The following is a 19,691-nucleotide window of genomic DNA, read 5'->3' on the forward strand; positions in this document are numbered from 1 at the left end:
CGCGGCCGCGCGCGAAATAGCGGATGGTACCGAGGAACCCTGATCTGGCCATTTTCCTCTTGATCGGTCCCCCGATCTGGCCTAGCCTTCAAGTTGAGAAAAGGTTTTTCCAGACAGTCCCGATTGGGTTCGGCCGTTAGCCGGGCTTTATTCCGGCCGGTAAGGGAAAACCTTTTTCCAACCAAGGATTTCTGCCGCGATGGCATCGGACGACCAGCCAGTTCCGGTCTTTCCCAAACCCGTCACCTTGCGCGACGTGGCCGCGCAGGCCGGCGTCAGCGTTGCCACTGCATCCAAGGCGCTCAACGATCAGGGGCGCATGACCGCCGAGACCCGCGAGCGCATTCGCAAGACGGCGCGCAACCTGGGCTTCCGGCCTAACAGCCTGGCGCAGAGCCTGCTGAGGCGCCGCTCCTTTACTGTCGGCCTGCTCACCAACGACACCTATGGCCGTTTCTCGCTGCCGCTGATGTCGGGCATTTCGGATGCGCTGGTCGATGCCGGCGTCTCGGTATTCCTGTGCAATGTCGAGGAGGATCCCCGCCTCGGCCAGCTCCATGTCGAGGCCATGCTCGACAAGCGCGTCGACGGCATCATCGCCACCGGCAAGCGCATCGACCGCCATCTGCCGATCGATCTCGCCAATTTGCGCATCCCCGTGATCTACGCCTTCACCCAGCCCGATCCCGACGCCGTCGCCTTCGTTTCCGACGATGCCGGGGGGGCGCGGCTGGCCGTCGACCATTTCTGCCGGCTCGGCCGCAAGCGCATCGCCCATGTCACCGGCCCGGCCAGTTTTGCCGTGGTGCATGAACGGGCGCAGGCCTATCGCGCCGCGCTGATCGAGAACGGCCTGTCCGTCATCGAACCCCTGCTCGGCGCCTGGTCGGAAGCCTGGGGGCATGAGGCGGTGACGATCCTTTTCGATGGCGGGGGAGAAAAGCCGGACGCCGTCTTCTGCGGCAACGACCAGATCGCGCGCGGCGTCATCGATGCTCTGCGCGAGCGTGGCTTGAGCGTTCCCGGCGATGTCGGCGTCATCGGCTTCGACAATTGGGAGATCGTGGCCGAGGCGACCCGCCCGCCGCTGACCTCGGTCGACATGAACCTGACAGCGCTCGGCCGCGAGGCCGGGCTGACCCTGCTTTCCCTGGTCGGCGGCAAGCCCGCCGCGCCGGGCATCAGAAAACTGCCGTGCCGGCTGGTGGTGCGGCAGTCCTGCGGCCGCCTGCCCGACGGCTGAAAAGACGCCTGAGAAACGAAGCGCCGCGATCGGCGGCAAGCCGCGCATCGCGGCCAAATGAGGAGGAGGAGAACATGAGGACTTTGATTGCCAAACTGGCCCCGACCAAATTGGCGTTGACCAAATTGACGTTGACGGCTGCCGTTCTGGGTTGCGGCCTGCAATTTGCCGCCGCCGAAACCGCCAACATCTGGGTACGCGCCGACGGCTCGAACTTCATGCCGAGGATCGTCGACGCCTTCAACAAGGCGAACAAGGACCAGGTCAAGCTCGACATCATCCCCAATGCCGAGATCATCCCGAAATATGGCGCGGCCGCCGCCGGCGGCACGGCGCCCGACGCGCTGTCGCTCGACCTGATCTACACGCCCTCCTTCGCCGCCGCCGGCCAGTTGGAGGACATCACCGACTGGGCGAAATCGCTCCCCTATTTCGCCAGCCTGTCGCCCGCGCATGTGAAGACCGGCACCTACAAGGACCGCATTTACGGCCTGCCCTTCTCGGCCGACGCCTCGGTGCTGATCTGGAACAAGAAGCTGTTCAAGCAGGCAGGCCTCGACCCTGAAAAAGGCCCGGCCAACTGGGCCGAGATCGAAGCCGACGCCGAGAAGGTCAACGCTCTTGGCGGCAACATCAAGGGCTTCTACTTCTCCGGCAATTGCGGTGGCTGCAACATCTTCACCTTCACGCCGCTGATCTGGGCCTCGGGCGGCGACATCCTGTCGGAGGACGGCTCCAAGGCGACGCTGGACAGCCCACAATTGCGCGGCGCCATCGATCTCTACCGCTCGATGGTCAAGAAGGATTTGGTGCCGGCGGGCGCGCAGACCGACACCGGCGCCAATTTCTTTGCCGCCTTCGCCGCCGGCAATATCGGCATCTCGCCCTCCGGCGCCTTCGCCATCGGCGCGCTCAACACGCAATATCCTGATGTCGACTACGGCATCACCTTCCTGCCGGGCAAGGATGGCAACTGGTCGTCCTTTGCCGGCGGCGACAATTTCGTCGTCACCAAGGGCACCAAGAAACTCGCCGTGGTGAAGGAGTTCCTGGACTTCGCCTATTCGCTCGAAGGCCAGACGATCCTGGCCAAATACGGCAGCCTGCCGGTGCGCGGCGACATCGCCAAGGACGCGCTGAAGGAGCTCGACCCGCGCTACCAGATTGCCGCCGAGGCGATGGCCAAGGGCAAGACGCCGTATTCGGTGGTGTTCAACGACCTGATCAACTCCGCCAACGGCCCGTGGACACAGATGATCAACGAGGTGTTCTTCGGCGACGACGTCGATGGCGCCATAGCAAACGCCCAGGAGACCATGCAGTCGATCATCGACCAGGCGCCGCAGAAGTAGCGCCGCCTCCACCTCCCCCTTGAGGGGAGGTCGGACCGCAGGTCCGGGTGGGGTCGTCTCGGCAGTGCTCGACGTTCCTTGATGTCGGCGCGCTTGGCGGAGGACCCCACCCCCGGCCTTCGGCCGGACCCTCCCCTCGAGGAGGAGGGGACGCAGCGCCAGGGAAACAGCCATGACCACCATCACCGCAACCACCGCCCCACCCCGCGTCCGCAAACGCGTTGGCGCCGGGCGCCGGCAATGGATTGGCCTGCTCTATGTCGCGCCGGCGGTGGCGCTGGTCATGCTGTTCTTCGTCATTCCGCTCGGCATGACGGCCTGGATGTCGCTGCACAACTGGCCCTTGATGGGCGAGCACTCCTTCATCGGCCTCGGCAATTACTGGGCAATCCTGCGCGACACCAGGTTCTGGAACGCGCTGAGATTCACCGGCTACTACACGCTGATCGTCACCATCGCGATCTTCGCCGTCGCCTTTCCGCTGGCGATCTTCATCGAGCGGCCGCGCCCGTTCACCAACCTCTACCGCACCATGTTCTTCATGCCGGCGGTGGTCGGCTTTGCCTCGGCGAGCCTTTTGTGGTCGTGGCTGCTCAACGTCGATTCCGGCCTGTTCAGCCCCGCCGCTTACGATCTCGGCCTGATCGACAAGAAGTTCAACCTGCTCGCCACCTTCCAACCGGCTTTCTGGTCGATCATCGCCATGGTGGTGTGGAAGGTCGCCGGCTTCACCATGATCATCCTGATGACCGGCCTGCAGTCGATCCCGCAGGACCTGCAGGAGGCCGCCGTCATCGACGGCGCCGGGCCGTTCGCCAGGTTCCGGGCGATCACCTTGCCGCTGATGCGCCGCACCCTGGCGCTGGCGCTGATCCTGTCGGTCGCGGGCTCCATCCTTGCCTTCGACCAGTTCTACATCATCCTGCGCGGCGGCCCGCGCAACCAGACGCTGACGGCGGTGTACTGGATCTTCAACCAGTCCTTCGTGTCGTTCAAGCTCGGCTATGGCGCGGCACTCTCGATGGTGCTGCTGGTCATCCTGGTGGCGCTCAGCCTCGTCCAGCTCTGGTTGCTGCGCAAACCCGAGGGGCTCGACTGATGGCGCAGGCGATATCGGGCACAGGCAAGCTTGCCGCGCGCTTGGCCAGGCATTCCACCGGCATCGTCGCCTCGGTGCTGTTCGTCGCGCCGATCGTGTGGACGGTGCTGTCGGCCTTCAAGCCGGCGCAGGAGGCGCGCCTGCCGCCGCTGCCGCCCTGGCCGACGACAGGCTTCTCGCTGGAGAACTATCAAACGCTGAACAGTTTCGGCGACGGCCTGTGGGCCTCGGCGCAGAACAGCATCTACGTCTCGGTGATGACGGTCCTACTGTCGGTCATCGTCAGCGTGCTCGCCGGCTACGGTTTTTCGCGGTTTCGGTTCCCGTTCAAGGACCTGTTCTTCGTCCTCATCCTGTCGACGATCATGATCCCGTTCCAGTCGATCCTGACGCCGATCTTCCTGGTGCTGACCAAGCTTGGCCTGCACAACACACTGACCGGCCTGGTCGGCGTCTATGTGACGCTGCAGCTGCCGTTCTCGATCTTCATGATGCGCAACGCCTTCGATGCGGTGCCGCGCGAGATCGAGGAGGCCGCGCGCATGGACGGCGCCGGCAACGCCACCATGCTCATAAAGGTCATGCTGCCGCTGGTCTGGCCTGGTGTCGTCACCATCGCGCTGTTTGCCTTCCTCGGCGCCTGGAACGAATTCCTCGCTGCCCTGGTGCTGATGACCGACCAGTCCAAGTTCACGCTGCCGGTGATGATGACCGCACTTCAGTCCGGCCGCTTCGGCGCCATCGACTGGGGCGCGGTGCAGGCGGGCGTCACCGTGATGATGGTGCCGTGCCTGATCCTGTTCCTGGCTTTGCAGCGCTTCTACATCCGCGGCCTGATGGCCGGGGCCGTCAAATAGAGCATGATCCCGAAAAGTGGGAACCGGTTTTCGGAAAGATCAGGCTCCAACAAAGAGATAGACGTCAGATCGAATGGAGTGAGTTCATGACCGCATCGCCATCCCCCCGGCACGCCACCCCAAATAAATCGCAGGAGACGGGCAAGCCGAAGCTCGCCTTCCGCCCGCTGCCGGTGCCGCAGGTCGACGTGCGCGGCTTCTGGGGCGACCGCGCCGAGGCGGTTGCCACGCGCACCGCCGACATCCTTTACGACCGCTGCGTGGCGGCGCGCATGCTGGAGCAGATCGATCCGGACCAGCCCTCGCCGGGCGTCGTCATTCCGTTCCACTCGCCCTCGCCCGACGAGGCGGCCTCCGCCGGCTTCACCGGCTCGACGGTGACCACGCAGATGTTCTGGGATTCCGATCTCGGCAAGACGATCGAGACCGCGGCCTATTCGCTCTACCGGCGTAAGAATCCCGAACTGGAGAAGAAGATCGACGCCGTCATCGACATGTATGGCAGGCTGCAGCAGGAGGACGGCTATCTCTCCAGCTGGTACCAGCGCATCCAGCCGGGCAAGCGCTGGACCAATCTGCGCGACTGCCATGAGCTTTATTGCGCCGGCCACCTCATCGAGGGCGCGGTCGCCTACTACCAGGCGACGGGCAAGCGCAAGCTGCTCGAGATCATGTGCCGCTATGCCGACCACATCGCTTCGGTGCTGGGGCCCGAGCCCGGCAAGAAAAAGGGCTATTGCGGCCATGAGGAGATCGAGCTGGCGCTGGTCAAGCTGGCGCGGGTGACGGGCGAACAAAAGTACATGGAATTGGCCAAATACTTCATCGACCAGCGCGGGCAGCAGCCGCACTATTTCGACGAGGAGGCGCGCGCCCGTGGCGCCGACCCGAAGGCTTATCATTTCAAGACCTACGAATACAGCCAGTCGCACATACCGGTGCGCGAGCAGGACAAGGTCGTCGGCCACGCGGTGCGGGCCATGTACCTTTATTCGGGGATGGCCGACATCGCGACCGAATATGGCGACGACACGTTGCGGGTGGCGCTCGACCGGCTGTGGGACGACCTCACCACCAAGAACCTCTACATCACCGGCGGGCTCGGCCCGTCGGCGCACAATGAGGGCTTCACCAGCGACTACGACCTGCCCAACGAAACCGCCTATGCCGAGACCTGTGCGTCGGTCGGGCTGGTGTTCTGGGCGACCCGCATGCTCGGCATGGGGCCGAACGCCCGCTACGCCGACATGATGGAGCGCGCGCTCTACAATGGCTCCATTTCCGGCCTGTCGCTCGACGGCTCGCTGTTCTTCTACGAGAACCCGCTGGAAAGCCGGGGCAAGCATAACAGATGGAAATGGCACCGCTGCCCTTGCTGCCCGCCAAATATCGGGCGCATGGTCGCCTCGATCGGCAGCTATTTCTACAGCCTGGCGGACGACGCGCTGGCAGTTCATCTCTATGGCGATTCCACCGCCCGCTTCGACATTGCAGACACACCGGTCACGCTGACGCAGGCGAGCCGCTATCCCTGGGATGGTGCCGTCGAGATCACCGTTGAGCCGCAGGCGCCGGTAGAGTTCACGCTGCACCTGCGTGTGCCGGCTTGGAGCTCCAAGGCCAAGCTCGAGATCAATGGCGAGGCGATCGACCTCGCAGAAGTGACCAGTGACGGCTACGCCGCGATCCGGCGCCAATGGAAGAAGGGCGACCGTGTCAGGCTCGATCTCGAAATGCCGATCGAGCGGCTCTATGCCAATCCCGAGGTGAGGCAGGACGCCGGCCGCGTCGCGCTGTCGCGCGGGCCGCTGATCTACTGCGTCGAGGCGACCGACAATGACAGCCGCCTGCATCGCCTGACCCTGCCGCGCACGGCCGGCATCGAGGCGCATGACGAACCGGACCTGCTCGGCGGCGTGGTGACGCTTTCAGCCACGGCACAAGCCGATGCCGGGGATGGCTGGCAGGACGGCCTTTATCGCTCCGAGCCGCCGGCCAAGGTCGAGACCCGCCTGACCGCCATCCCCTATTTCGCCTGGGACAACCGCGAGCCGGGCGAGATGCTGGTCTGGCTGCGCGATGGTTGAGGTCGGCCGTAACGCCATGGGGCGGCCGGTTATGTCCGGCTCGACTGGGCGGCGGCGGTCAGCGGCTTTTTGGGCGCTGTTTTCGCGGCGCTGCCGTCAATATGCGCCCAGGCCGGCCGCTCGAACAAGAACATGCCGAAGCCGATGCGCTGGACAATGAAGTAAAGCACGACGGGGCTGACGATCGAGACCAGCAGCACCGCCAGGCTGAGCAAGCCCGTGTCGGTCAGCAGGCCGCTTGCCAGTGCGGCGCCGCGGAACAGCGACATCGGAATGGTGAAGGCGACATAGACGACCAGCGAGTGTTCGCCGAGCCAGCGCAGCCATTCCATGGCGGGAAATTTCGACAGGAAACCGCCAAGCACGCAAAGCGCCACGGCACCGGCGACGGCCAGGACGAGATGCAGCGGCGGCCATGCCGCCAGACCCATCTGCATGCCGACCGGCTGCATGGCATAACCTGGCGAATAGACCAGCAGGCCATTGACGACAGCCCACAGGAAGAGCCCGGCGACAGCCACAGCCGGGCGGGCCTGCGTCCATTCGACGAGCCGGAACACCAGCGGGGCCATGACGAAGCCGACGTAGAAAAAGACGAAATAGGCGGCGAATTGTTCGACCGCGTAGCTGTCGGGATGCGGCGCCCACATCTGCAGGCCGGCCGCGATCGGGATGACGATCCAGGCGGGCACGGCAAGCTGCCGCAGCAGTTTCGCGGCAAGACCGAACACCGCCAGCATGTAGATGAACCACAGGACGCCATAGGGCTGGACGACGGCCATTGCCAGGTCGTGCAGCATGCCGGCGGGATCCCGGCTGAAGATGCCGATCTTCAGCCCGATCGAGATGATCGCCCACAGCACGTAGAAATAGAGGTAATGGACGACGCGCCGGTCGATATAGCGCAGCCACGGCCGGTCGATCACCTGCGACAGGAACAGCCCCGAGATCAGGAAGAATTCCGGCATCCGGAACGGCGTCGCGAAGCCGATGACATAGTGGAGAAAGCCGACGCCGCCTGTATACTCGCCGGTGTTGTAGGCCGCGTACATCATGACCACGAGGATGATCGAGAGACCTTTGGCCGTGTCCACCCACGGCATGCGCATCGGGCTGCTGTTCATGGCGGCGAATCCAAACCGGCCGGCCCGGCTGGCCAGCCATCATCCCGCGATGTCTAGCACCATCAAGCTTCCCAGATCGTAAACGCGGCTGTCTTGCGGTGAGGCTGGCAGCGTCCGTGGGCCGCCGTGTTGAAGCCGTTGGCAATCATCTGCCGTCAGCGCTGCCCCTCGCCTGCCTGCCGGCATCATCTCCCCGTAAACGGGGCGAGGGACGCCGTTCTCGCCGATTTCGCCAATCGCCGGCGTTGCGGAAAGAGCGTCGGCCTCGCGGGCAGCCCTCTCGCCCCGTTTACGGGGAGATGTCCGGCAGGACAGTGAGGGGCAGCGCCGACCGTGACCTTTATGCGCAATGAACGATTACTTTCGGGACTTGGATTTGTTCAAAGCCACCGCCGCGCGTACCAGCGCCTTGAAGGCCTCCTGGTCGACCTCCTCGCCTTTCTGGAAATCGATGGCGCGCCGTGTGTTGCCTTCGAGGCTGGAATTGAACAGGCGCGCGGGATCGGGCAGCGCGGCACCTTTGGCGAAGGTCAGCTTGACGACCGCCTTGTAGGTCTCGCCGGTGCAGATCATGCCGGCATCCTCCCACACCGGCACGCCGCGCCATTTCCACGTCTCGACCACGTCGGGATCGGCTTGATGGATCAGCGTGCGCAGCCGCCCCAGCATCTCGCCGCGCCAGTCGCCCAAGTCCTTGATCCTGCCGTCGATCAGCTCGGAGGGAGATTTGCTGTCCTGGGTGGTCGTCATGCCGTTTCTCCTTCGAATGCTAGATAGGGCACTCACATGCGCTCGCCAGGCAAGAGGCTCGCCTGCTTCACCCAGGCGCTGAACTGCGCTTCGTCGAACGCGTCGTCCTCATGAATGTCGAGGTAGCGCGTGTCCTGGCTCCTGGATTCGCCCGGCGGCACCGGATCCAGCGACATGCCGCGGAAGAAGGCCACCTTGATGTATCTGGTGAAGCAATGGAAGCTGAGGAACCAGCCCTCACTCTCGACGCCGTAGAAGGGCGAGTTCCATTTCACCGCCTTGTTTACGCCGGGTACGCGCGCTCGATGAGCGCGTCGAGGCGTTGGCCGACCTCGCGCTTCCAGCCCGGCATCGCCGCGATATAGGCCTGCACCGGAGCGTCGCCATAATCCTTGGCGATCTGCGGGTTGCCGCCGGAAAGCAGCTTCGGCTCAGCCTTGGCCGGGTCGCCTTGGCCATGCGCTTTCCTCCTATCCATTGGCCCGCTGTGCGCTGCGTCCTTTCGCGACATAGGGCAGCACGAACATATAGAGGCCGCTGAACAGCATAAGGAAGAGCGGCGGCAGTGGCGAATAGACCACCCAGGCCGGCGGCTGTCCAAACGCCATGGTGACGAAATTGGCGACGACGGTCGCCGTGAAGATGATCGACAGCCAGCGATGCGCTTGCCGCATCCATTTGCTCCAGTCCAATTCTGCCTCCTCTTGCGCTATGCGTTGAAACCCGGCGCCCTACCAGCGCGCCAGTTCGGTGATCTGGATGAGATTGCCGCAGCCATCCTCCAACTTGGCGATGGTCGAGCCGGTCACGTCGGTAGGCGCCATGGCAAAGGCACCGCCCTTCGCCCTGATGCGCTCATGGTCGCCCTTGATGTTGTCGGTGAAGAGCATCAGCGCCGGCTGGCCCTGCTTGAAGATCGCCTGCTGGTAGGCCTTTGCCGCCGGGTTGTCGTTCAGCGCCAGCTGCAATTCGGTCCCGTCGGGCTCTTCGGCCGAGACGACCGTCAGCCAACGGAACGGCCCATTGCTGAAATCGGCTTTTTTGGTGAAGCCCAGCACGCCGGTGTAGAAGGCAAGCGCCTTTTCCTGATCGTCGACATAGATGCTGGTCAGTTTGATCTTCATCGCTTTTTCTCCATGGTTTTGCCGGCGGGAAACCCGCCCTCTATTTTTTCTGTGTGGCTTTGTGGCTTTCAGTTCGGCCGAGAGGCCTCAGTCCGTCCGCGCCAGAAGCTCTTCCAGCTTTTCCAGGAATTGCGGCCAACCCACCTTGGCGCCGCCATAGGCCCGCTTCTGGTCGGGCCGGAAACCGGCCTGCTCCATGCGCAAATGGGTTCCCGTTGGCGTCGGGGTGAGCGTGAAAGTCACCACGCTCCTGAGATCGAACGCTGGGTCCTGATGCGCGAGATTCCAGCTGTAGGACAACCTCTTGTGCGGCTCCACGGCAAGCACCTCGCAGTCCAGCACGCCGCCCCAGTCGGCGCTGATGTTGAAGCGATGGCCGACGGAGGGTTTGAAATCGTTCTTCATCAGCCACTCCTCGATCAGATGCGGTTGCGTCAACGCGCGCCAGAGTTTTTCGGGCGGATGGGAGATCTCCCGCTCGACGACGACAGTGCGGGTTTGCTGTGCACTATCGTTCACTGGTCCATCCTTTTGAGCAAATCCTCGAGGTCGTCGAACCGGCTTTCCCAGAACCCCGCCATATGGCGCGTCCAGTCCATCAGCGGCGCCAGCGCGGCAAGCTGCGCGCTGTAATGCGTCTGGCGGCCTTCGTGGCGGTCGCGCACCAGCCCGGCCTGCTTCAGAACGCCGAGATGCTTCGACACCGCCGGCTGCGAGACGCCGGACTGGCTGGTCAACGCCCCGACCGTCTGCTCGCCCTGGCGGCACAGCCGCTCGAAGATCGCCCGCCGTGTCGGGTCGGCGAGCGTCCTGAAGAGCGTGTCATGAGCGTCTGGCACGGCTAATCGATAACCCCTTGGCTATTGGTTGACGTATAACCGCAGGGATATATGTTCGTCAAGCGGAAGATTGGAGCGTCGTGACACGGTGGTGGCTAAATGGGGCCGTGGCTCCGATCGATCTCCTGTGCCACCAGTTCCTGCAACTGCCACAGATTGCGGTCGCGGATGCCGCAGGCGTCGAGATGGCGGATGGTCTCGAACAGATATTGCGCGCCCGAGCCCCAATGGCCGACGGCGTTCGCCAGCGTCGCCGCGACCGCGGGCTTGTCCAGTTTGCCGGCGTAGCGCGGGTTGGCGGGATCGACGACGAAGCCGAGCGCCAGGCATGGCCCGCTTTCGGTGCTGACTCGCAGCCAGCGCGGCACGTTGACGGCGGGCAGGATGGTCATCTCGCGGCGCAGCAGCGCTTCCAGATTGGCGGCTACCGGTTCGGCGATCTCGAACACCATGCCCTGGCACTGGCCGCCACGGTCGAGCGCCATCATCAGGCCGGGCTGCTCGAGCGTGCCGCGAAAGCGCTGCACCGTGAAGCAGAACGACCGGTGCCAGCCGCGCGCCACCGCCCGCTCGCCGCCCCTCACCTCGCCCGCCGGCTTCCACAACAGCGAGCCATAGGCGAACAGCCTCAGCGGCCCGGCCGGTGCCGAAGCCAGGATCTCGTCGCGAAACCGCGCATAGTCGTCATCGGTCATCGGGATCATGCCCGGCACCGGCCCGGCATCCTCGACCACGCGCAAGGTGCGCGCCACCAGCGCCTCGGTCAGCGCCATCGGCGCCTTGCGTGGCGCTGATTTGCGCGGTGCGGCGGAAATCGGCTTGCTCATTGTCGTGCCTCGGCCATGGCAGCCATGTTGCTGAAGGCTAGGGGATTCTCAAGAGCCAGAACCGTTCGAAACCTGGAATCCATACCTGAGCCATCCCGTGCAGCAGCTTGATCAGATTCAACAAAATCGGGCGACGTTCGGCGTGCCTATGACACCAGCGGCATCGGCAGCTTGAGCCCGTCGATCAGCGCATCGCGGAACAGCGCGATGGGGCGCCCCAGCCGCCCGGCAGGCGGGCGGTGCAGCAGCCAGGCGCGCACTTGCGGCTTGAAGTCGGGGCAGTCGATCACCTCGACGGCATCGCGCCAGCGACTGTCGGCGAAGGCGCCCGGCGTGACGATGCCGATGCCATGGCCGCGCGCCACCAGCGACATTCTGAGATCGACGCTGAGCGCTTCGACGCCGACCTGGAAAGGCAGCCTCGCGGCCTCGAAGCTCTGACGGATGAAGGCGCGAAAACCGCAGCCGTTTTCGTTCATCACCCAGGCAAAGCGCGATAGATCGGCAAGCTTCGCCTGCTTCGGCACGCCAAGGCCGGGAGACGCGACCAGCAGCACCGATTGTACGCCGAGATCGTCGCAGACCAGTTCGTCCGGTGGCGCCAGGCCTTCGGCGAGGCACACCGCCACCGCGTCGACCTCGCTGCGCGCCACCTGCTCGACCAGCCTTGGCGACCAGCCCGACGTAATGCGCAGCGTCAATTGCGGGAAGGCGGCGCGCAGGCCATCGAGCGGCAGCGCCAGCGCCGCATCCGAGAGATAGGGCATGATGCCCAGGCGGAATTCGCCCCTGACCTCGCCTTGCGGCGACACGCCTGCCTTCAGGTCCTCCAGCGAACGCAGCACGCGCCGGCCATGCTCATAAGCCTCGCGTCCCGAGGCGGTCGGCTTCAGCGGCTTCGACTGGCGGTCGAGCAATGCTGTCGCCAACCCATCCTCGAGGTTCTGGATGCGGCGCGTGACCCCCGGCTGGGTGAGATTGAGCCTGGCCGAGGCGCCGACGATCGAGCCAGTTTCCACCACGGCGACGAAAGCTTCGAGATCGTGGATGTTCATGCATATCTCGCATAATCATTATCGATTAGATTGAATTGTAGCATGATAAAGCTTCGGCATAAAGTCCTTACAGGATATGCCACTTCATTGAGGACTTCATGCTCGATACCAATGACGGCCAACTGGCCGGACGGCTGCCGGCTCGAACCATCACCGGCCCGCAGACGCTGCTTTTTGCAGCCTCTACCGGCATTATCGTCACCAATCTGTTCGCGCCGCAGACACTGGTCGGCCTGATCGGCCCGTCGCTCGGCGCCGGCACAGCGAGCGTCGGTCTGGTCGCCATGGCGACGCTGCTCGGCTATGCCGCCGGCCTGTTCTTCTTGGTGCCGATGGCCGATCTCGGCGAAAACCGCACCCTGATCCTGCGCATGCTGGGCGCGGCGGCTCTTGCGGCCGGCATCGCCGCGCTGGCGCCCACCATCGCCTCGCTGCTGATCGTCCTGTTCGTGCTCGGCGCCGCCTGTTCGGCGATCCAGATACTGGTGCCAATCGCCGCCTCGATGGCGCCGCCCGGCTCGGCCGGCCGCGTCATCGGCGATGTGATGAGCGGACTGATGATCGGCATCCTGCTCGCACGGCCGCTGGCCAGCCTCATCGCCGATGCCTGGGGCTGGCGCGCCTTCTATGGCCTCAGCGCCGCCGCCCTGACGCTGCTCGCCATCGTGCTCGCCTTCACCCTGCCGAGACGGCGGCCGGAGGTGAAATCGTCCTATGGCGCGCTGATTGCTTCACTGTTCCATCTGCTGCGCCAAGAGCCGGTGCTGCGGCGCCGCGCCTTGACCGCGGCGTTGGTGATGGCGGCGTTCAGTCTGTTCTGGACGGCGGTGGCCCTGCGCCTGGCGCAGCCGCCTTTCGGCCTCGGGCAGCGCGGCATCGCGCTTTTCGCGCTCGTCGGCGCCGGCGGTGCCGTGGTTACGCCGCTGTTCGGTCGCGCCGGCGACCGTGGCTGGACGCGGGCGGCGACGATCTTCTGCCATCTCGTGCTGATCGGCGCGCTGGTGCTCGCGGCCTGGGCCGGCTCCTTTCAGTCCGGCGCGTCATGGACACCGCTCGCGCTGATGGGCGTCAGCGCCGTGCTGCTCGACATCGGCGTCACCGGCGACCAGACGCTCGGCCGCCGCGCCATCAACCTGCTGCGTCCCGAGGCGCGCGGCCGCCTCAACGGCCTGTTCGTCGGCATCTTCTTCATCGGCGGCGCCATCGGCTCCTTGCTGGCCGGCATCGGCTGGACCCTGGGCGGCTGGCCCTGTCTCTGCGCCATCGGCGCCGCCTTTGGTCTCGCTGCCCTGCTGGCCGACTGGACCGGCGGGCCCGAATGACCGCTGGCCGGAACGACATTGCCTCATAAGCGTTGTCGGCGGGGAGGAAGTCATGAACGATGCGCCGGCAACGCCCGTCGGCAGGCCGCTCTCGCCTGGCGAGCTGGTCACCGTGATGTCCCATTTTCATCGCGCCGAGATCGCCCGCATGGCGGGCTGGCGCGACCGTCTCGACCGCACCAGCAATTGGGCGATCACCGTTGTCGCGGCGATGCTGTCGGTGTCGCTGTCGACGGCCAGCGCCCATCACGGCGTGCTGCTGTTCGCCATGCTGCTGGTGCTGCTCTTGTTGTGGATCGAGGCGCGCCGCTACCGCTTCTTCGATGTCTACCGCGCCCGCGTGCGCCAGTTCGAGCGCCATTATTTCGCGCAGATCTTCTCGCCGCAGCCCGACTTTGCCTCCGACTGGCTGCTGATCCTCGGCGAGAGCCTGCGCACGCCAAAATTCCTGGTCTCGCAGCGCGTGGCGCTGGCGCGCCGCCTGCGCCGCAACTACCTGCACATGATGCTGATCCTGCTGCTCGCCTGGATCCTCAAACTGTCGACCCCGAGCCTGATCGACCAAGGCGTGCCGGTCGGCTTTGTCGGCACGATGCGCGAAGCTGTCGGCGCCGCGGCCCTCGGTCCCATTCCGGGCGTGGCCATCGTCGCCGTGGTTGCCCTCCTCTATGCCGTCCTGCTGGCAGCCGCCTTCCTGACACCGGGCGACGACGGCGAACTCTCCTTCGGCGACGTCCACGTCTGAGTTCGATACCTCGTGATGGATGGCTGCAACGCAAACCCCGGCCGCGCGTTGTGATGGTCAGTCCGCGGCGGCGTCTTGAAGGGACCCATGATCCACCCACTGGCAACAAGGTCGCACGGCACCGCGGCCGCCCTTTCGCTGGCCACCGCCCTTTCGCTGGCCGCCGCCCTTTCGCTGGCCATTGTCGCCCTCGCCCCGGCAAGCCAGGCGCTGGCCGCGCAGCCGGCCGGCCACGCCTCGGGCATGGGCGGCTCGGCGGAGGGCCTGTTCGTCGCCGAGATCGTGCTTCTGCTTCTGGTCGGCCGCGGCCTTGGCGAGATCTTCCAGCGCTACCGGCAGCCGGCGATCATGGGCCAGCTGATCGGCGGCATCCTGCTCGGGCCGTCGCTGTTCGGCTGGCTCTGGCCCGGCGCCCAGCATCTTATCTTCTCCACCGATCCGGCGCAGAAAGGCATGATCGATGCCGTCTCGCAGCTCGGCATCCTGCTGCTCCTGCTGCTGACCGGCATGGAGACGGATCTGCGGCTCGTGCGGCGGGTGGGTGCGGCCTGTTTTTCGATCTCGATCGCCGGCGTCGTCCTGCCCTTTGCCTGCGGTTTCGCGCTGGCGCAGGTCTTGCCGGATACGCTTCTGCCCGAGCCGAGCGAGCGCATCGTCGCCGGGCTGTTCCTCGGCACGGCGCTGTCGATCTCCTCGGTCAAGATCGTCGCCATGGTGGTGCGCGAAATGAATTTCATGCGCCGCAATCTCGGCCAGGTCATCGTCTCCTCGGCAATCATCGAGGACACGATCGGCTGGCTGATCATCGCCGTCACTTTCGGCATCGCCACCAATGGCAGCCTGCAGGTGCTGCCACTGGTCCTGACGGTCGCCGAAGTGGCGCTGTTCATGGTGTTCTCCTTCACCATCGGCCGCCGCCTGGTGTTCACCCTGATCCGCTGGAGCAACGATTCCTTCCGCAGCGAATACGCCGTCATCACCGTTATCCTCATCATCATGGGCGTGATGGCGCTGATCACCAACCTGATCGGCGTCCACACCGTGCTCGGCGCCTTCGTCGCGGGCATACTGGTCGGGGAATCGCCGATCCTGTCGGACCACATCGAGGGCCAGTTGCGCGGCGTCATCACGGCGCTGTTCATGCCGGTGTTCTTCGGCATGGCCGGCCTGTCCGCGGACCTTACCGTGCTTGCCGACCCGACGCTGGCGCTGCTGACGCTGGCGCTGGTGGCGATCGCCAGCATCGGCAAATTCTCGGGCGCCTTCCTCGGCGGCCGGCTGGCCGGCATGTCGCTGAAGGAGTCCACCGCCGTCGGCAGCGCCATGAACGCGCGTGGCTCGACCGAGGTCATCGTCGCTTCGATCGGCCTCTCGATGAACATCCTCTCCCATAATCTGTTCACCATGATCGTCACCATGGCCGTCATCACCACGCTGGCCATGCCGCCAATGCTGCGCTGGGCGCTCGGCCGGCTGCCGGTAGGCGACACCGAAAAGCAGCGCGTCGACCGCGAACTGCTCGACGAGCGCGGCTTCGTCTCCAAGCTGGAGCGGCTGCTGCTGCTCGTCGACGACAGCCCGGTCGGCAAGTTCACCGCCTACCTCGCCGGTCTCGTCGGCGGCGGCAGCGGCATGCCGACCACGCTGCTCCACCTCGAGGATGGCAAATTGCCAGGCCCTGCCCGCGACAAAGGTCCCGAGCGGGCCTCCAAGCAGGTCAAGAGGGGGGCGGCCAGAAGCGCCAAGGCTGTCAGGAAGGCCGAGGATACGCCCGTCGACAAGGTCCACCTCACGGCCCGCACCGAGCTTGAAGCCACCACAGAGACGATCGCCGCGGAAGCCCGCAAGGGCTACGGCCTGCTGCTGGTCGGGCTGGACAACGCGCTGGCCGAAGGCACCTTCAGCGGCACGCTGAACGCCATCACCAGCGGCTTCGACGGCCCGCTCTGCCTGGTGCTGAATGGCGCCAAGGCCGATGGCAAGATGCCGATGCTGCGCGCCGGCGCGACCATTCTGGTTCCCGTCAACGGCACCGAGGTGGCGCGGCGCGCGGCCGATTTCGCGCTCGCCTTGGCGCGGCCGCACCGGGCGCGCGTGAAAGTCCTTTATGTCTCGCAGGCCCGCAAGGGCAGCCGGCCGAGCTCGGTTTCGCACCGCCGCGAGGAGGCCGTGCTCAAGGATGTCGCCGATCTCGCCGACCGCTATGGCGTCGCCGTCGACACAGCGATCAGGACGCGCGCCACGCCCGACAGGGCGATCGCCAGGGAAGCAGCCAAGGGCGCCGCCATGGTGGTGATGGGCGTCACGCAGCGGCCAGGCGACGAGCTGTTCTTCGGCGACACGGCGAGCGCGGTTCTGGCCGCCGCCGCCTGCCCGGTCGTGCTTCTGGCCAGCGACCGCGTGCGGCGAACCGAAGCCACCGCCGAGGAGACGGCAGCCGAGACTGGGGCTTGATGCCTGTCGGCCTTGCCGGAGGACGCGATTCCCCCGGGGAAGCGCTACGCGCTGTTCCTGGAATTGCGCCTACAGGCCGAGGAATTGCCGCCCGATCATGTAGCCCAGCGCCGCCGCGACGAGCGGAAACAGCGCCGGCGCGACCTTGCCGAACAAGGAGACGCTTGTGTCCTTGGGCGGCACATAGCGTCCATTGCCAAGATTCTTGGTCATTGCGTACCCCACGCCACCGGATAATTAGCAGATGCTTATTGACGCATGGCCGCATTAACGGGTTGCAAAGAAATTCGATCGAAAGCCGGCCATTTGAGTGGATGACTGGCGAATGCGCCTTGGCTTGGCCTGGATCTCGGAAGCGGGTTTGCCCGCGGCCTCGCGCAGCCGCCGGGGCACCGGTCGTCGCGGCTGAGCCCTAGGTCCGGCAGACCGCCATGACGAAGAACTCGCGGTAGCAGAAATCGGGATCGTCGAGCAGGCGATCCGGCCGCTGCTTCAGCTCACGCCAATAGGCCTGGTCGGCGTCAGGCAGGGCGTAGCCCGGCGCGACGCTGGCAAAATAGGCAAGCAGGTCGCGAACATAGTCGCGCGTGAAGCGAGGCGCCGGCGCCCAGCGCTCGACCAGCCAGCCCTTGCGGCTGACAACCTCCAGGCCCGCCTGCCGCAGGCGCGCCGGAAGCGTCGAACCGCAGTCGGTGCCGAGCACGCCCCGGTCGCGGAACCCCTGCAGCCTGGCGGCCATGAAGCGCGCCAGCAGGGCCCGATCCATGGGCAGGATTTGCAGGATGGTCGAATCGAAATCCTTGACGGCGAAGATACCGCCCGGCTTCAGCACGCGCCTGGCCTCGCCGACGGCAAGCTCGAACTCGGCCGGCGTCAGATACTGCATGACATTGCCGGACCAGACGCAATCGAACGATGCCTCGGCGAAGGGCAGCGACAGGATGCTGCCGACATGCGTGGCAAGTTCCGGCGGCTCGGGCAGCGTGCCCGCGAGCGCCTCGACCCGGCCGATGTTTTCGGGCGCGAGGTCGAGCGCGGCGATGAAGCCGGAGGAGCCGACGGCCCTGGCGATGAGCGGCAGGAAGCCGCCGCTGCCGCACCCGGCATCGAGCACGCGCCAGCCCGGGCGGATGCCGGCGTCGAGCAAGGCCGCCTCGTATTCGGGCCGCGACGATTCGAAATGAAGATCGAGCCAGCCGGCCTCGCTCGCTTCGTGACCGGTGGACGTTTGGTTCCTGCCAGACAAATGATGACCCCCCATGGCGCGGCAGGGATAGAAGCGCACGGAGCGGCATCGCGCAATGCCCTGCGCGGCGTGGAACCGGCCCCGGCCTACGCCGGCAGGGACGGCTCGGTGTTGGGTTCCAGCGCCTCTTCCGCCTCATGGTCGTCCGGAAGCACGTCGCCATGCACCGCCAGCGGCCGGCCGATCCAGATGGGATCGACCAGATGGTCGCGCTTGGGATTGCTCGTGTTCGGGTGGACGAGGATGCTCAGGCCGCCATGGTTCAGCATCAGCCACGGAACCAGCGCGCCGAAGATCCCGGTCGCGAAGGAGACCTGGTACATGGGCTTATCATGCGGCCCGATCTGTCGCTCGTGCCAATTGCCCAGGCGCACGCGGAATCGTTCCGCGATGCGCAGCCGCAGCCATTCGGCATGCTGCCGCTCGGCCTGCCCGTCGAAATAGACATGTGCGTGATAGCTGGCGATCTCGGCAAGTGGCCGTGGACTGTCTTGGCTCATCTCGATGCCCTCCTCGCGGCATGTCTAGCCATTCAGCCCGAGAGCGCGGTCTTAAGCAAGGTCACCGACTGCCGCTCGACCCGCTGGAAAGATCGGCACCGATGGACGCCGTTCCCGCCTCCCAGGCATGCCGTCACGCCGCCGGCGCCGCGAGGCTTTCGGCCCCGCCCACATCGTGTAGTCTGATCGTCCCCATGGAAATGACAAAATGAACAATCCCGCCGCCGAAACCTTGCCCTATCTGTCATCCCGGCTGCTCGACCGCCTGTCGATCTCGACCGTCGACATGGTCGACGAGATCGAACGCCAGATCGTCGGCCAGCGGCGCGGCGAGGTCTGGTGCGCGCCGAAGGCGGTCGTGCTGCCGGGCGACGACCGCTACATCATGGCGACGCTGGGCGTCGCCTCCACGCCGCCCGTGCTGGCGACGAAATCGCTGGTCGTCAATCCGCGCAATGCCGGGCGCGGACTGCCGACGCTCAATTCGCTGATCACGCTGCTCGACGCCGAAACCGGCCTGCCGCTTGCCCTGGTCGACGGCAATTGGGTGACGGAGAAGCGCACGGCCGCCTTGAGCGCCGTCGCCGCCAGGCGCATGGAGCGCGGCGATGCGTCATCCCTGGCCTTCATCGGCTGCGGGGTGCAAGCGCGTGGACATTTAGAGGCATTCGCCGACCTCTTCCCCTTGCGCGAAATCCGCGCCTTCGGCCGCGGCACCGCCAACCGCGACGCGCTGTGCCAAATGGCCCACTCGCGGGGTCTGGACGCCGTGCCCTGCGACACGGCAAGGAAAGCGATTGAAGGCGCCGACATGGTGGTGACGACGGTGACCCTGGTGCCCAAGCCCGCGCCCTTCCTCGACGCCAACTGGCTGAAGCCGGGCAGCTTCGCCGTGATGACCGACCAGGCCCTGCCCTGGCTGCGAGAGACCATGCCCCGCTTCGACCGCATCATCGTCGACGATCTGGAGCAGGAGAGAAACATGGTCAAGCCGATGGTCGACCCGGCGCTGGTTGCGGGAGATTTGACGGGGTTGGTTTGTGGGGACTTTGCGGGGCGGGAGGAGC

20 protein-coding genes and 1 pseudogene are annotated in these 19,691 nt (G+C 65.5%); 9 read left to right on the forward strand and 12 right to left on the reverse strand.

Annotated elements, in window-relative coordinates:
* Positions 1-199: 199 nt before the first annotated feature.
* From LB554_RS08000 to LB554_RS08020, 5 genes are all read left to right on the forward strand, one after another.
* A complete protein-coding gene (locus tag LB554_RS08000) occupies positions 200-1,243 on the forward strand; it encodes a LacI family DNA-binding transcriptional regulator (protein ID WP_224583986.1) in 1,044 nt (347 codons plus the stop codon).
* 74 nt (positions 1,244-1,317) lie between these two features.
* A complete protein-coding gene (locus LB554_RS08005) occupies positions 1,318-2,595 on the forward strand; it encodes an ABC transporter substrate-binding protein (RefSeq protein WP_140663573.1) in 1,278 nt (425 codons plus the stop codon).
* A gap of 172 nt (positions 2,596-2,767) precedes the next feature.
* Positions 2,768-3,694, forward strand: a complete 927-nt coding sequence (locus LB554_RS08010; RefSeq protein ID WP_140724950.1) for a carbohydrate ABC transporter permease — start codon at positions 2,768-2,770, stop codon at positions 3,692-3,694.
* Positions 3,694-4,551 (forward strand): carbohydrate ABC transporter permease, encoded by an 858-nt coding sequence (locus LB554_RS08015; protein WP_224583988.1) that lies wholly within the window; start codon positions 3,694-3,696, stop codon positions 4,549-4,551. The genes LB554_RS08010 and LB554_RS08015 overlap by 1 nt, the downstream gene beginning before the upstream one ends.
* Before the next feature lie 86 nt (positions 4,552-4,637).
* A complete protein-coding gene (locus tag LB554_RS08020) occupies positions 4,638-6,638 on the forward strand; it encodes a glycoside hydrolase family 127 protein (RefSeq protein WP_224583990.1) in 2,001 nt (666 codons plus the stop codon).
* A gap of 29 nt (positions 6,639-6,667) precedes the next feature.
* Here the strand turns inward: LB554_RS08020 and LB554_RS08025 are convergent, their stop codons facing one another.
* The 9 genes and pseudogenes from LB554_RS08025 to LB554_RS08065 form a co-directional block, all read right to left on the reverse strand.
* Positions 6,668-7,762: an acyltransferase family protein gene (locus tag LB554_RS08025; protein ID WP_224583992.1), complete on the reverse strand. Its 1,095-nt coding sequence runs from the start codon at positions 7,760-7,762 to the stop codon at positions 6,668-6,670.
* A 357-nt stretch (positions 7,763-8,119) separates the two neighbouring features.
* Positions 8,120-8,512 (reverse strand): DUF1801 domain-containing protein, encoded by a 393-nt coding sequence (locus LB554_RS08030; RefSeq protein WP_140824325.1) that lies wholly within the window; start codon positions 8,510-8,512, stop codon positions 8,120-8,122.
* 32 nt (positions 8,513-8,544) lie between these two features.
* Positions 8,545-8,990, reverse strand: a pseudogene (locus LB554_RS08035) (DUF1801 domain-containing protein).
* Positions 8,983-9,204, reverse strand: coding sequence for a hypothetical protein (locus tag LB554_RS08040; protein WP_015316761.1), 222 nt, complete (start codon positions 9,202-9,204; stop codon positions 8,983-8,985). Before LB554_RS08040 ends, LB554_RS08035 begins: the two are co-directional and overlap by 8 nt.
* A 39-nt stretch (positions 9,205-9,243) precedes the next feature.
* Positions 9,244-9,636: a VOC family protein gene (locus tag LB554_RS08045; RefSeq protein WP_224583994.1), complete on the reverse strand. Its 393-nt coding sequence runs from the start codon at positions 9,634-9,636 to the stop codon at positions 9,244-9,246.
* Positions 9,637-9,723: 87 nt separating this feature from the next.
* Complete coding sequence (locus tag LB554_RS08050) at positions 9,724-10,155, reverse strand: SRPBCC family protein (RefSeq protein ID WP_140788326.1); 432 nt, start codon at positions 10,153-10,155, stop codon at positions 9,724-9,726.
* A complete protein-coding gene (locus LB554_RS08055) occupies positions 10,152-10,475 on the reverse strand; it encodes an ArsR/SmtB family transcription factor (RefSeq protein WP_015316758.1) in 324 nt (107 codons plus the stop codon). The genes LB554_RS08050 and LB554_RS08055 overlap by 4 nt, the downstream gene beginning before the upstream one ends.
* Positions 10,476-10,570: 95 nt before the next feature.
* Positions 10,571-11,302 (reverse strand): gamma-glutamylcyclotransferase, encoded by a 732-nt coding sequence (locus LB554_RS08060; protein ID WP_224583996.1) that lies wholly within the window; start codon positions 11,300-11,302, stop codon positions 10,571-10,573.
* 146 nt (positions 11,303-11,448) lie between these two features.
* Positions 11,449-12,357 carry a LysR family transcriptional regulator gene (locus LB554_RS08065; protein WP_141906920.1) on the reverse strand — a complete coding sequence of 303 codons (909 nt, stop codon included), beginning with the start codon at positions 12,355-12,357 and terminating at the stop codon, positions 11,449-11,451.
* A 98-nt stretch (positions 12,358-12,455) separates the two neighbouring features.
* Between LB554_RS08065 and LB554_RS08070 the strand changes: the two genes are divergently transcribed.
* From LB554_RS08070 to LB554_RS08080, 3 genes are all read left to right on the forward strand, one after another.
* On the forward strand, positions 12,456-13,679 hold the full coding sequence (locus LB554_RS08070) for an MFS transporter (protein WP_224583998.1): 1,224 nt from the start codon (positions 12,456-12,458) through the stop codon (positions 13,677-13,679).
* 52 nt (positions 13,680-13,731) lie between these two features.
* On the forward strand, positions 13,732-14,424 hold the full coding sequence (locus LB554_RS08075; RefSeq protein WP_140617867.1) for a DUF2270 domain-containing protein: 693 nt from the start codon (positions 13,732-13,734) through the stop codon (positions 14,422-14,424).
* Between the two features lie 243 nt (positions 14,425-14,667).
* The gene (locus LB554_RS08080; RefSeq protein ID WP_411962617.1) at positions 14,668-16,878 is read left to right on the forward strand and encodes a cation:proton antiporter; all 2,211 of its coding nucleotides are present in this window, start codon (positions 14,668-14,670) and stop codon (positions 16,876-16,878) included.
* Positions 16,879-16,947: 69 nt separating this feature from the next.
* Here the strand turns inward: LB554_RS08080 and LB554_RS08085 are convergent, their stop codons facing one another.
* The 3 genes from LB554_RS08085 to LB554_RS08095 all read right to left on the reverse strand — a co-directional run bounded on the left by LB554_RS08085 (position 16,948) and on the right by LB554_RS08095 (position 18,624).
* The gene (locus LB554_RS08085; protein ID WP_181171316.1) at positions 16,948-17,091 is read right to left on the reverse strand and encodes a hypothetical protein; all 144 of its coding nucleotides are present in this window, start codon (positions 17,089-17,091) and stop codon (positions 16,948-16,950) included.
* 199 nt (positions 17,092-17,290) lie between these two features.
* Positions 17,291-18,124 (reverse strand): methyltransferase domain-containing protein, encoded by an 834-nt coding sequence (locus tag LB554_RS08090; RefSeq protein WP_224584027.1) that lies wholly within the window; start codon positions 18,122-18,124, stop codon positions 17,291-17,293.
* An 86-nt stretch (positions 18,125-18,210) separates the two neighbouring features.
* Positions 18,211-18,624: a DOPA 4,5-dioxygenase family protein gene (locus LB554_RS08095; RefSeq protein ID WP_224584029.1), complete on the reverse strand. Its 414-nt coding sequence runs from the start codon at positions 18,622-18,624 to the stop codon at positions 18,211-18,213.
* 208 nt (positions 18,625-18,832) lie between these two features.
* Here LB554_RS08095 and LB554_RS08100 point away from each other — a divergent pair.
* Positions 18,833-19,691 (forward strand): ornithine cyclodeaminase family protein (locus LB554_RS08100; RefSeq protein WP_224584031.1); only part of this gene is annotated, 859 nt, incomplete at its 3' end.

This window comes from Mesorhizobium sp. CO1-1-11 (assembly GCF_020164995.1).
GTDB lineage: Bacteria > Pseudomonadota > Alphaproteobacteria > Rhizobiales > Rhizobiaceae > Mesorhizobium > Mesorhizobium australicum.